Origin of the sequence: Clostridium gasigenes, from assembly GCF_900104115.1 — a bacterium.
In the GTDB taxonomy this organism is placed as follows: domain Bacteria; phylum Bacillota; class Clostridia; order Clostridiales; family Clostridiaceae; genus Clostridium; species Clostridium gasigenes.
Genome location: NZ_FNJM01000007.1, coordinates 100,686 through 114,324, shown reverse-complemented (window position 1 = coordinate 114,324; position 13,639 = coordinate 100,686). Strand labels below are relative to the sequence as shown.

Below are 13,639 nucleotides of genomic sequence, written 5' to 3'. Positions count from 1 at the left end.
TCTAATTTAATATTGCTTCCATTGCTAAAACATAGCCTTTCTCACCAAATCCACAAATTTGTCCAATACATGCTGGTGCTGTTACTGATTTATGTCTAAATTCCTCTCTTGCATGTATATTGGATAAATGAACTTCAACTGTTTTTATATTAACTGCTTTTATTGCATCAAATATTGCATAGCTATAGTGAGTATAAGCTCCTGGATTAATTATTATTGCATCATATTTTTCATAATATGCTTTATGAATAAAATTGATAATTTCACCTTCAACATTACTTTGTAGAAGTGTTATATCAATATTTTTTATCTTTGCTTCTTTTTTAATATATTCACATATATCATTAAAATCTTTACTTCCGTATATATCTTTTTCTCTTACTCCAACCATATTTAAATTAGGTCCATTTATAAGCATAACCTTCATGTAAGTTCACCTACTTTTTTTGATTAAGTCATATAGCTTCTCACGATGCTATATATATACCAGCTATTTTCCCAAAAACTCCCAAATCCTATTTCCTTATTCTTTCTTTTAATTCTTTTTGTATTTCAAAAATTATATCTTTTATAAACCCATTATTAACTATTTTTATATGACAGTATTTATTATATAGTTCATATCTTTCTTGAAAAATATTATATAATTTTTCTCTTCCACTTGATAACAAAGGTCTTTTTTCTATATCAACATCTTCAATAATATTATCTAAAGGTCTATCAATAAATATAATTATACTCTCTTCGCTAAATAAATCTATATTCTTTTCATTTTTAATAACTCCACCACCAGATGAAATTATTACTCTTCTCTTTTTACTAAGCTTCACACAAGCCTTGTTTTCCCACTTTCTAAAGTTTTCTTCGCCTTTTTCAAATAATTCTTTAACTGTCTCTCCAGAAATATCTTCTATATATTTATCCATATCACAAAAATTATAGTTTAATTTTGTTGCTAATAGCTTTCCTATTGTAGTTTTCCCACAACCTGGCATACCAATCAATAATACTTTATCTTTTAAATCACTCATTTTAAAATACTATCCTTTATTAAAATTCTTTATTTATCTCAATATATATATCATTAATAATAGATTTATTTATGCTTATACCCTGCCATATTTCTTGAGCTTTTATTGCTTGCCCCACAAGCATATATAATCCACCTACAGTAACTTTACCTAACTCTTTTCCTTTAGATAAAAATGTAGTTAACCCGGGGTTATAAATTAAATCAATAAGTGTACTAAAATTACAAATAACCTCTTCACAGGCTGGACACCCATCTACTTTAGGATACATACCAACTGGTGTAGAATTTATTAATATATCTCCTTTTAAATCCTTAAGTTCATTATAACTTATTAAAGATACTTTTTCTTCATTAAAGGTAGTTTTTACTTTTGGATTTCTACTTACTACATAAACATGTTTTATTCCATTATCAAGTAAATAATATAATGCTGCTTTGCAAGCTCCACCATTACCTAAAATAACGGCTATTTTATTATTAGGTTTAATATTATGTGCTTCTAGCATATATCCAAAACCATAGTAATCTGTATTATAACCATAAAGTTTTCCATCTATTAATGAAATTGTATTTACTGCCCCAATCCTTTTTCCTTCATATGAAACCTCATCTAAATATTTAATTACTTCTTCCTTATAAGGAATAGTAACATTTGAGCCTTTAATATTTAAAACTTTAAGCCCCATAGTGAATTTTTCCAAGTTATTTCTGTCTACTTCAAATAACTTATATCCACCACTTACCCCTATTGCCTTAAAAACTAAATCATGTATTTTAGGAGATAAACTATGTGAAAGTTTTTCACCTAGTAACCCGTAAAACTCCACTTGATCTCACCACCTTTTTATATTGCACTAAAACTTTTATAATTTCCAAGTAGTTTAAAGTAGCCACTATTTTTCTTTATTAGCTTAATAGCATTTTGAACTTCTTCATTATATAAGTTTCCTTCAAAATCTACATATAATAAATACTTCCACGAAGTGTGTTTGTTTGGTCTTGATTCTATTTTTATCATATTTATGCTATTTTCTGCGAAATATTTAAGTAATCTATATAATGTTCCAGCTTCATCTTCCAGGGAAAATACTACACTTATTTTATTACAGTTTTCCCTTACTATTAGATCTCTTGCTATTATTATGAATTTAGTATGATTATCTTTATTATTGTTAATAGCTTTTTTTATTATATTTAATCCATATATTTTTGCAGCTCTTTCACTTGCAATTGCTGACTTAGTTTTATCATTTAAGTCATGAACCATTTTTGCACTTGTAGCAGTATTATGGTAAGGAATCAGCTTCCAATTATGATAATTTTTTAAGAATTCATTACTTTGCTCAAACCCTTGTGGATGTGAATATACCTCTTCTATACTATCAATTGTTGCGCCTTCTATTCCTATTAAATGTTGATTTATTTTTATGCATTCTTCTGCTACAATATAAAATCCATATTTACTTAATAAATCATATACATCCCTAATTGACCCTGTACATGAGTTTTCTATTGGGAGTATTCCATAATCTATATTATTATTTTTAAGTGCTTCAAAAACATCTTCAAACTCTTCATATGGTGTTACATTTGTGTTTTCTCCAAAATATTTTAACAATGCCTCTTCACTAAACGACCCTCTAACCCCTTGGAATCCAAGTTTCTTAGTTTTATCTATATCTATATTTTCAATCTTTGCTTCATCATCTTGTGAAATAAACTTACCTTGTATACTTCTGCTTACTTCCATTATGCCTGCAAAAAACTTCCTTGCACTATTTGCATATTCTTTATTTTTTAGCTTTTCTATATTTTTATCTATTACCTCTTTCTCTCTTGTAGAGTTTAAAATAGGCAAATTATTTTCTTTTTTATATTCAGCTACATTAATTGCAATATCCATTCTTTTTTCAAATAAGACAACAAGTTCTTTATCTATTTTATCAATTTCTTTTCTACATTGATTCAAATCCTTCATTAATCTTCTCCTATTCATTAATGCATCTTCAAAAAATAACCATTCAACAATGCCTCATTTTAAAAATACTCAATCATATTTTTTAAATGATTAAATCTAGTAACCCTATTGCTGTAACTGCTTCAATTACAGGTAATGCTCTTTGTACTATACAAGGATCATGTCTTCCTTTTATTTTTAAAACTGAGTTTTCTTTACTATTAACATCTATTGTATTTTGCTCTTTTAATATAGAAGCTGTTGGTTTTATAGCAACTTTAAATATTAATGGCATTCCATTTGTTATTCCACCTAATATTCCACCATTATTGTTTGTTTTAGTTTTTACAACTTCATTTTCATAATAATACTCATCATTACACTCTGATCCCTTCATTGTAGCAACTTCAAAGCCTTTTCCAAATTCTATTCCCTTAACTGCAGGCACCGAAAATATTAAATGTGCTAATGTAGATTCTACTGAATCAAAAAATGGATTCCCAACACCAGCTTTTATTCCTACGACACCACATTCTATAGTTCCACCTAGTGAATCACCCTTAGTTTTAGCTTCTAATATAGCTTCTCGCATTTTACTTTCTAAAGATTTATTTATTAATGGCATTTCTTTATTTCTTAAGGGTAATAATTCTTCTTTTTCAAGCTTCACTTCATTAAACTTTTCATCTTTTATATTTCCTATAGAGTTAATATGTGCTCCAATAAAAATACCTTTTCTTTCTAATATTTGCTTGCAAATTGCTCCTGCGAACACTAGCGGTGCTGTTATTCTACCTGAAAAATGACCTCCACCTCTATAATCATTAAAACCATTATATCTAATGTTACCTGTGTAATCTGCATGTCCTGGTCTCATTAAATCTTTAGTTTTACCATAATCCTTAGAGCGTGTATCTCCATTTCTAATTATTCCACAAAGCGGTGTTCCTGTTGTTTTACCTTCAAAAAAACCACTTAATATTTCTGGTATATCAGCTTCTTTTCTAGATGTAGATATATTGCTTTTTCCTGGTGCTCTTCTTTCCATTTCTTCATTAACTTTATCCATATCTATTTCAAATCCTGATGGAAGCCCATCTATAGTAATTCCAATTGCAGTTCCATGAGACTCTCCAAAAATAGATACCTTTATGCTATTTCCCCAAACTCCACTCATTCACTCCACCTCCAAGATTTTTATAATCTTCAAAGAAATTAGGATATGATTTAGAAACACATTCAAAGTCATTAATTATTATAGGATTTTTACATCTAGTTGCAGCTATTGCAAGGCTCATAGCAATTCTATGATCATTCCAACTCCAAACTTCTACCCCACCTAAAAAATCTTCTTTTCCTTCTATAATTAATCCATCTTCTGTTTCTTTTATATTTGCTCCTAATTTAATTAATTCTGTAGTAATTGCTTTTAACCTATCGCACTCTTTAATTCTAAGTCTTGATGAGTTAATTATTTTAGTAGTTCCTTTGCTTAATGCTGAAACAACAGCTAAAACAGGAATAATGTCTGGGCATTGAGAACCATCTATTACTGTAGCTTTTAAAGCTGATTTAGCATTTCCTATTATCCCCTCTTTAGTAGCTGTTATTTCTACGTTCATTTTTTCTAAAATCTCAATAACTAACCTATCTCCTTGAAGAGAATTTAATTCTAAATCTTTTAAAATAACTTCACTTCCTAAAGCATCTGCGGCTAAGAAAAATGCTGCTTGGGAATAATCCCCCTCAACTCTATAATTTCTAGGCTTATAACTTTGATTTCCCTTAATTATAAACTCTTTATAATTATTATTTATTATTTCAATACCAAAATCCTTCATAGCCTCTATAGTTAAATCAATATATCCTTTAGATTCCATCTCTGTCTTTATTAATATTTTAGAATCTCCATTTAACAATGGCAATGTAACCATTAGCCCTGTTATAAATTGTGAACTTATATTACCTTCAACTTCAAAATCTCCACTTTTCAGTCTTCCATCTACTAATAAATTAAGCTTCCCCTCTTCTGCCTTATAGTTTATTTTTTGTTTTTCAAAAATATCATAGTATGTCTTCAAAGGTCTTTTACCTAGATTTCCTTTTCCTATAAATCTTGTCATTCCATTGAATAATAGAGAAATAGGAACTAGAAATCTAAGTGTTGATCCTGATTCGTTACAATTAATAGTTCTTAAAGATTCTCTTTTATTTTCCTCATTAAATATTCCTTGTACTTCTATATAATCATCATATTTAGTAATTACTGCTCCAAGTGTTTTCATTCCCTCAATTGTTGCAATAATATCTTCTGAGTAATCTATATTTTCTAGTATGCTAACCCCTCTAGATAGAGATGCACAAATAACAGCTCTATGTGCCATGCTTTTTGATGGTGGTATTTTAACTTCACCTTTTAGCTTACTTGAGTCTATTTTTAAACTTCCCATATATACCTCTCTTTATAATTGGTTTCTTTAAGGGACCTAAAAGAAAATACATATCTCCAATTGTCTTATTATTTTCTTTCAGAGCCCTAATTTTTTAGTTGAAAAATCTAGTATCAGTTTTATAAATAAATGATTCTCCCATTTCTTTAATTAAAATAACATTTAGTTTTCCATCTATATTCTTTTTATCTAAAGAAATAGCTTCCATTATATTAGCTATTTTTACATCTGTTTCAAAAGGAAGTTCATATTGAACTAATAATTCTTTTATTTCTTCTGCTGTACCGACTTTAGTTAATCCCTTAGCTTCACTTATTTTAGTAATAGCATACATTCCAATCGCTACCCCTTCACCATGGGTATGTTTTTTATATTCATAATATTGCTCAATTCCATGCCCCAAAGTGTGTCCGAAGTTAAGTAACATTCTATCACCTTTATCTTTTTCATCTTTCTCCACAACATTTCTCTTAATTCTACAACAGCTGTGGATTATTGTGCTTATATTGTTAATAACTTCCTCTTTATTTTTATATTTTTTTAATTCATAGAAAAATTCCTTATCCTTTATGCAACCATATTTAATTACCTCTGCCATACCATCATTAAAAAATCTAGGTTTTAATGTATTTAAAACCTCTGGGTCTATAAGCACTGCTTTTGGATGATAAAAACTTCCTACTAGATTTTTCCCACGGGCTATATCTACCCCAACTTTTCCACCAACACTACTATCTACTTGAGCAAGCAATGATGTTGGGAATTGAATAAAATCAACACCTCTTAAAAATGTAGAAGCTACAAAGCCACCTAAATCACCTATAACTCCACCACCTAAAGTAATTATTAAATCACTTCTTGTTAGTTTGAAATCTAATAATTCATTATAAATACCTTCTACGCATCTATAATTCTTAGTTTCTTCACCTGGTTTTAACACAAGCTTTTTAACTTCATAACCTACATCTTGTAATAAGGACATTACTTTTTCACCATAAAAGCTATTAACATTTTCATCAGTTAATATAAATATTTTTTCACCTTTAAAAACCTTCTGTACCTCATAAGCTACCTTATTAATTAATCCTTTTTCTATTAAAATAGGATAACTTCTTTCTTTTAAATCTACTATTAACTCCAAAACATCTTCTCCTTTCATAGCTACTAGAATATTTGTTTTTACACTGTCTATAGTTAAATTTATTTAATTACATTTCACGTCCTACAGCTTCTGCTATTGCTTTAAGATCTTTGAATAATTTTCCAAATTGATCTGGTTTTATTGATTGTGGACCATCGCATAAAGCTTTTTCAGGATCATTATGAACTTCTATAATTAATCCATCTGCTCCAACTGCAATAGCCGCCTTTGATAATGGATCTATCATAAATCTCTTTCCTGTAGCATGACTTGGATCAACAACTACTGGAAGATGACTTAATTTCTTAATCGCTGGAATAGCACTTAAATCTAAAGTATTTCTTGTGTATGTCTCAAATGTTCTTATTCCTCTTTCACAAAGAATTACATTTTCATTTCCACCAGCCATTATATATTCTGCACTCATTAATAATTCTTCTATTGTTGCAGATAAGCCTCTCTTAAGTAAAATAGGCTTATTTATTTTTCCTAATTCTTTTAAAAGATCAAAGTTTTGCATATTTCTTGCACCAACTTGAATAATATCTACATCTTTGGCAAATAGTTCAACATCGTATGGTGACATTATTTCTGTTACTATTGGTAATCCACTTTTTGCTCTAGCTTTCTTTAACAATTCTAAACCATCATGTTCAAGACCTTGGAAACTATATGGTGAAGTTCTTGGTTTAAATGCTCCGCCTCTTAGAAAACCTGCCCCCAGTTTCTTAACTTCATTTGCAATCAATGTAATTTGATCTTCACTTTCAACAGAACAAGGTCCAGCTATAATTGCTATTTTCTTTCCACCTATTTTCTGCCCACAAACATCTACTATTGTATTTTCTGGATGGAATAATCTATTAGCCTTTTTGAAAGGCTCTTGTACGTGCATTACTTTCTCAACAATATTATTAGCTTCAATTTGAAGTGGATCAATTCTACTTGTATCCCCTACTAATCCGAGTATCATTAATTCAGTTCCAATTACTGGGCTAACTATAACCCCTTTTGCTTCTAATTCCGTTGTTAATTTTATTACCTCTGCTTGTGTTGTTTTTGCTTTTAAAATTATTACCATTTTTGTTGCCCCCTCTTTATTTTTAACTTTATCACTTTTTATTAAGAGGCTTTTAAAAATATTAAGTCAAATAATTCAACTAATTATTTTTAAAAGCTTTCTTAGTTATCATAAAAATTATTCTATATTTTACTAAAATATTAGAAATTTACTAAATAACTATAAAAAAAAGAGAACTCTTATGAGTTCTCTGATAAAATACCTAATTAAAATAAAATTTCTTTTAGGATTAGATTTTACACACTCATTCGAAAAGATTTATATTCTTTTTTGCAAAATAAATAGCCAGCGCTAAAATAAAAGCCCCAGAATGTAAAGTATATAAAGCTATAAAGTTTTGCTAATAATTCTTTTCTTAATGATTCCATAATATCCTCCTAAATAAAATATTAAAAAGCTTTTTACGTCTTTTTTTAATTATAACAATATAAATTTTATTGTCAATATATTTTTGAATTTAAATTTCTCATATAATTTTATATGTCAAATTTAATTATAGTATTGGTGATACAAGTCTTATAATAGCTTCTTTTATTTTAAGACTTGTAGACCTGCTATCATATTCCTCTTTAGTAACAAGTCTGCAATCTTCTTGATCTTTAAAGAAAATTTCTTCTTGTTGTTTTGAAATTTCATCATTATATATAAAAGCATTTACTTCAAAATTAAGCTTAAAACTTCTTATATCTAAATTTGAAGTCCCAATACTGCACACCTTACTATCAGAAACAATTGTTTTAGCATGAATAAATCCTTTTTGATATCTATATATTTTAACTCCAAATTTCATAAGTTCACCCATATTAGCACTTAGCATCCATTCCATATAAAAATGATCCGGTTCTCCTGGTACAATAAGTCTTACATCTACTCCAGATAATGATGCTATTTTTAAAGCTTCTAACATAGGTTCATCTGGAACTAAATATGGAGTTTGTATATATACTGATTTTTTAGCATCATTTATCATTTTCATATATGCATTTTTAATATACTCTTCTTCATGATCTGGTCCTGAAGATACTATTTGTATTCCTACATCATCGTAAACCTCTTGTTTTATAAAATACTTTTCAGAATCAACTAAATTTTCAGTTGCAGCATAATCCCAATCTAGTATAAATCTCTTATTAAGTTCATTAACAGCTTCTCCTTGAACTCTTATATGTGTATCTCTCCAAAAAGCAAATTGCTTTCCTCTATTTATATATTCGTCTCCAACATTAAAGCCTCCTACATATCCAGTATGTCCATCTACAATTACTATTTTTCTATGGTTTCTATAGTTAATACGGACGTTAACATAAGGTAGTATTCCCGGGAAAAATATTGCAAATTTAATTCCTAAATTATTTATTAATCTAATTTCTTTTTTCCTAATATATTTAGATCCCATTCCATCTACTAAAAGTCTTACTTCTACACCTTCTAAAACCTTTAACCTAAGTGCCTCTAATATTTCTGTTCCTAAATTATCTAACCTAAAAATATAATATTCAATATGAATAAAACTTTTTGCATTTTTTATATCTTCAAATAAATCCTTAAACTTCTCTTCACCACTGGTATATGTCTTTACTTTATTTCCAGTAGTATAAAGTGAACCAGAATTATTATAATTCATTCTAACTAACCCTTCATATTCTTGCGCTATCCTATGTATATTTTTTTCATCTTTAAACTTCATCATTAATTCTTTTGTTTTCTTTTCATCAACTACAGTTTTTTCTCTAAATATTTTTTGTCTACTTAAATTTTGACCAAATATTAAATATATTCCAAATCCAAATCCTGGTAGTAGCAAAAATATTAAAAGCCATGCCCAAGTTGTAGTTGGCTCACGTCTTTCAATAAAAATCAAAGAAATTGCACATAATGCATTTATAAAAATAAGGATACTCCATACACTGGTTATTTTCATTTTTTTCTCCTTTTGGTATATTTCACTTTCCATTAATTTTAGACATCTTTTAATTAATTATAACATAATATATCAATTATGTAGTGTTTCTTGTTTATGTACAAATTAGATTGTATATCTTTATATAATATTATAAGAGTTAACTAAAGTTCATTATTATTTATTATTTTTATTTTATTTAACTATTATTAATTTATTACTAAATATATTTTACAGTTACCTATTATTTTGAATAAAAAAAGGTGACATCTTTGTTTTAAAGATGTCACCAAATATTTAATAATATTAATTGTTAACCTTTTTTCTTATAAATAGCATTACTCCTGCTACAGTTAAAAATATAGCAAATACTATTTTAGATTTTGACCCAACCAAATCACCTGTATTTGGTATTTGAGGTTTTTCTTGCACTTCTAGTTTTACTGGAACCACTGGTGTTACTAATACTTCGGATTTTACTGGAAGCTTTAGTTTTACCGGAAGATCTAGTGTTACTGGAAGCTCTGGTATTTTAGGTATTTCTTGCACTTCCGGTTTTACTGGAACCTCTGGGATTACTGGTAATTCCGGTGTTACTGGAATCTTTGGTATTGATACCTCTGCATCCTTCACTACAGTTACTTTTATTGTCTTAGTTGCAGTTCCTGCATCTATTTTAACAAAAGTTTCTCCAATATTCTTAGCCTCTATATTTATTATAGTCTTTCCTTCTAATTTTAAGTCTTTAACTTTAGATACTTTAACAATTTCTTCATTTAATGATGAGATTGTAACTTTTGTATCTGCTGGGTCTACAATAATTTCAAGTTGCTCTTCTTTACCTTCTTTTAGTGCTATTATTTCTTTATTTGTTGTTATTACTGGAGCTTTTGGTAGTTCTGGTTTAATTTCTTCAATCTTTTTTACATTTACTTTTACAAAAGCAACAGAATCTTTAGCTGTAATTTTTATTTGAGTTTCCCCAAAAGATATTGCTCTTATTTCTCCAGTATTAGATACTGTAGCTACCTTTTCATCTAATGATGAATATACTGGCACTACTATTATTGGATCAATAGTTGCATTTAATTGCAGCTTTTCGCCCTCTTTTAAATTAATATCTGTTTTATCCACTGTTATAACTGGAATTTTTGTATTTTCATCTAGTTTATCATCAACAGATAAGAAATAATCACTACAATGTTCTATTTGAACAGTTACATAACCATCCCTATCTATTGATAATGGACCTTGTACCTTTTCTGGTTTCTTAGTTTCTGGATTATAATAGTAGAATGTTAAATCTTTTCCTCTTACATCCTCTGGGTTATCAACCTTTACTTTAACTGTAGCCTTTCCTGGTAATGCTCCATGATAATCAAAATGTATTATCTTAGCACCTTGATCTATATTATCTATACTATCTTTATTTTTTTCATCGACTACATTGCTAACCCTTATATTAATACTACCTATATTTTCATCTTTAATATCCTTACCTTCAAAGGTCCAAACAGTTCCATCTTCTTGAGTTAATGAAATTGTTTTATCCGTTCCCTTTATAGCTTTAAATATAGATGAATCTATCTCTTTTTTATCACTATTAACTTCTATTTCTATATTTTTATCAGTTGAATTAAGTATTTGATCAATTATTATATCTGGAGTAGTTTCATTAGTTATTTCAGCAATTACTTTGAAATAAACTTTATCTGTTGAAACTGAACCATCAACCCCTGTAGCTGTTATATATAAATGATAGCTACCTACTTTATTAATTGGCTCGCTCTTATAAACTTCATCATTTAATTTCATTTCTATAGTTCCATGATCTGCGCTTACACTTGGCACAAATGGAGCCTTAAATGTCTCAACTTTATCTTTACTAACCTTAACACTTATTTCTGGAGGTAGCATTTCATTCAAATCTTTTTTAACAAGTATTGTTCCTTTTCCTAGCAATTCCTTATCCGCTTCATCATTCCATCCATAATACTTTGACTTACGTGATACATCTCTTATATTTAAATTACTTATCTTATATTTTCCTGTTGATGCATATTTAGGAATAGTTATTGTCCCTTTAAATTCATTAGTTTCTTTATTATAACTACTAACGTTTAGACTTTCTCTAATTCCAGCATTTGAATAATCCATGCTTAGATAATTAGATGCATAACCTTCAAAACCCGACTTATCATCTTTCACCTTTATAGTGAAATTAATAGTATCTCCTGGAAGTACTACTTTTTTATCCATAACTATATCTAAAATTTCTGGTTTTTTTAGATCTTCATTAGGATTTTTACAAATAAAATCAGTATGACTAAAATCATATTTCCCTGCATTTTCTTCCGGTCTATTATATCTTAGGTCATATATTATTTTACTATTATATTTATTATTCTCATTATATGATAAGTGAATATTTGCTATCATATATTCACTTGATTCTAAGTAGGCTAAACTACTATCCTTACTTCTAATTTTATAAGTACTTATCCCATCTTCAGTAGTGTCCCCTACTTGTTGCCCATATACATTATTTGTATTATTTACATTTTTTCGCTTATCCTTTATATTTACATATAAATTTTTTACAATTTTATTGCTTTTTATTTTAAGATCCATATCTATATCCATTCCATTAGATATTTCCTTATTATTATTAACTATTTCAATAATTTGAATATTTTCTTTTTCTACTTCTACTTCTTTATCATTATTAATTACTTCAACATCAAGTTTTGAAAAATCTGCTACAATATAACTACTATTCTTCATATAATCCTTATAATATTTATCTGAAATATAAGTAACGCTATTTCCAGCCTTATCAGTTAAAGCTACCTGACTAACTTCATATTCTCCATTTGTATTTAATCCATATAAGTTTGTTGTATATACATCCTTATTGCTATAATTATTAAGACTGAAATTTTTTGTTACCTCTATATTTTTTTTATTCACTATTGTAATATTTCCACTTTCAATCCCTGAAATATCATCTGTTATTTCAAATTGAAAATTAGGTTTTGTTTCACTTTTAGCATCATAAATTTTTGATGTTATACTACTTTTTATAATCTTAGGTGCATCAATATCTGTATTTTCAGATACTACATTAAATGATTCATAAAAATTATTTAATGAATTATATGTTCTCCCATAATTATCAACAAACTCAATCTTAGATACTTTCCAGTCACCTGTATCTAAACTATTTGTTAACTTTAATTTTGTCTCATATTTTAAAGTATCTACTTTTTCAGCTTCTCTTATCTGTTCTTTTGAACTTTCATTTGTAGTATTTTTAAATGTAATAAATACTTTTTGTGGTTCTACTTTAGCTGAAGTAGTCGCAACATTAAATCTAAATACTTGTTCTTCGTTAAGTTTAACTTTTTTACTCTTAAATTTGCATTCATTAGCACTTAAATGTTGGCTTTCCTCACTATAAGCATATGAACTTACAAGTTCGCCATTATTCTTATCGTTATCACTTATAGAATCATAGAATTTATTATTAAATGATACTTTTTTACTATTATCATTATATGTTATTTCTATTTTATCAAAATAATATTCTCCAAATTCTTTTATGTACTCTTCTTTAACTTCTCCAGTAAACTTGTTACCTTCTTTATTAGTTAATTCTAATGAGAAGCCATCCAATATTATCTCTTTACCTGGTCCATAATTATTTGGTTGATAATTATTTCCCTCATATTGTTTCACCTTTGTATAAACTTTTAAGCTCTTTATATTTTCTATAATCCCATCTATAAAACCTATTTTTATAGTTCTATTTCCATCTTTATCTTTTACATTTTCTATTGTACTTAACCCAAATCCACTACCATTAATATAACTCTCATTACTGCCTTGTCCATTATAAGCTTGTACCGGCATAAAATTAGTTGCAAATATAATTAGTAGAATAGTAGCAACTTTTTTCAAAGCGTTTTTCATTATTATTCCTCCATTTTCATTTATTTCATATATTATAATACTATACAACAATTTCCAACACAAGTTTTTAATGGATTTTTTTCCACTTATTAAATATAATTATAT

11 protein-coding genes are annotated in these 13,639 nt (G+C 27.8%); all 11 read right to left on the bottom strand.

The window, feature by feature from the left end; genetic code table 11:
• Position 1 precedes the first annotated feature (1 nt).
• The gene (aroQ, locus tag BLS77_RS12535) at positions 2 to 427 is read right to left on the bottom strand and encodes a type II 3-dehydroquinate dehydratase (protein WP_089970347.1); all 426 of its coding nucleotides are present in this window, start codon (positions 425 to 427) and stop codon (positions 2 to 4) included.
• An 88-nt stretch (positions 428 to 515) separates the two neighbouring features.
• Entirely contained in the window at positions 516 to 1,031 is a 516-nt protein-coding gene (locus BLS77_RS12530) for a shikimate kinase (protein WP_089970344.1), read from the bottom strand.
• A 19-nt stretch (positions 1,032 to 1,050) separates the two neighbouring features.
• Complete coding sequence (aroE, locus tag BLS77_RS12525; RefSeq protein WP_089970341.1) at positions 1,051 to 1,860, bottom strand: shikimate dehydrogenase; 810 nt, start codon at positions 1,858 to 1,860, stop codon at positions 1,051 to 1,053.
• A gap of 17 nt (positions 1,861 to 1,877) precedes the next feature.
• The gene (pheA, locus tag BLS77_RS12520) at positions 1,878 to 3,011 is read right to left on the bottom strand and encodes a prephenate dehydratase (protein WP_089970339.1); all 1,134 of its coding nucleotides are present in this window, start codon (positions 3,009 to 3,011) and stop codon (positions 1,878 to 1,880) included.
• A gap of 82 nt (positions 3,012 to 3,093) precedes the next feature.
• Positions 3,094 to 4,167, bottom strand: coding sequence for a chorismate synthase (gene aroC, locus BLS77_RS12515; RefSeq protein WP_089970337.1), 1,074 nt, complete (start codon positions 4,165 to 4,167; stop codon positions 3,094 to 3,096).
• Positions 4,145 to 5,440 (bottom strand): 3-phosphoshikimate 1-carboxyvinyltransferase, encoded by a 1,296-nt coding sequence (gene aroA / locus BLS77_RS12510; protein ID WP_089970335.1) that lies wholly within the window; start codon positions 5,438 to 5,440, stop codon positions 4,145 to 4,147. The genes aroC and aroA overlap by 23 nt, the downstream gene beginning before the upstream one ends.
• A 94-nt stretch (positions 5,441 to 5,534) precedes the next feature.
• Positions 5,535 to 6,581 carry a 3-dehydroquinate synthase gene (aroB, locus tag BLS77_RS12505; RefSeq protein ID WP_423231035.1) on the bottom strand — a complete coding sequence of 349 codons (1,047 nt, stop codon included), beginning with the start codon at positions 6,579 to 6,581 and terminating at the stop codon, positions 5,535 to 5,537.
• Positions 6,582 to 6,648: 67 nt separating this feature from the next.
• Positions 6,649 to 7,662: a 3-deoxy-7-phosphoheptulonate synthase gene (gene aroF / locus BLS77_RS12500; RefSeq protein WP_089970331.1), complete on the bottom strand. Its 1,014-nt coding sequence runs from the start codon at positions 7,660 to 7,662 to the stop codon at positions 6,649 to 6,651.
• Positions 7,663 to 7,898: 236 nt separating this feature from the next.
• A complete protein-coding gene (locus BLS77_RS20575; protein ID WP_278336670.1) occupies positions 7,899 to 8,030 on the bottom strand; it encodes a hypothetical protein in 132 nt (43 codons plus the stop codon).
• Between the two features lie 125 nt (positions 8,031 to 8,155).
• Positions 8,156 to 9,583, bottom strand: coding sequence for a cardiolipin synthase (gene cls / locus BLS77_RS12490; RefSeq protein ID WP_089970326.1), 1,428 nt, complete (start codon positions 9,581 to 9,583; stop codon positions 8,156 to 8,158).
• 285 nt (positions 9,584 to 9,868) lie between these two features.
• Positions 9,869 to 13,534 (bottom strand): Ig-like domain-containing protein, encoded by a 3,666-nt coding sequence (locus BLS77_RS12485; protein ID WP_089970325.1) that lies wholly within the window; start codon positions 13,532 to 13,534, stop codon positions 9,869 to 9,871.
• Between the last annotated feature and the right edge of the window lie 105 nt (positions 13,535 to 13,639).

Bases quoted from the DNA above. Each gene is read 5' to 3' on its own strand.
- aroQ (WP_089970347.1), bottom strand. From the start codon at position 427: ATGAAGGTTATGCTTATAAATGGACCTAATTTAAATATGGTTGGAGTA.
- BLS77_RS12530 (WP_089970344.1), bottom strand. From the start codon at position 1,031: ATGAGTGATTTAAAAGATAAAGTATTATTGATTGGTATGCCAGGTTGT.
- BLS77_RS20575 (WP_278336670.1), bottom strand. From the start codon at position 8,030: ATGGAATCATTAAGAAAAGAATTATTAGCAAAACTTTATAGCTTTATA.
- BLS77_RS12485 (WP_089970325.1), bottom strand. From the start codon at position 13,534: ATGAAAAACGCTTTGAAAAAAGTTGCTACTATTCTACTAATTATATTT.
- pheA (WP_089970339.1), bottom strand. From the start codon at position 3,011: ATGAAGGATTTGAATCAATGTAGAAAAGAAATTGATAAAATAGATAAA.
- aroC (WP_089970337.1), bottom strand. From the start codon at position 4,167: ATGAGTGGAGTTTGGGGAAATAGCATAAAGGTATCTATTTTTGGAGAG.
- cls (WP_089970326.1), bottom strand. From the start codon at position 9,583: ATGAAAATAACCAGTGTATGGAGTATCCTTATTTTTATAAATGCATTA.
- aroF (WP_089970331.1), bottom strand. From the start codon at position 7,662: ATGGTAATAATTTTAAAAGCAAAAACAACACAAGCAGAGGTAATAAAA.
- aroA (WP_089970335.1), bottom strand. From the start codon at position 5,440: ATGGGAAGTTTAAAAATAGACTCAAGTAAGCTAAAAGGTGAAGTTAAA.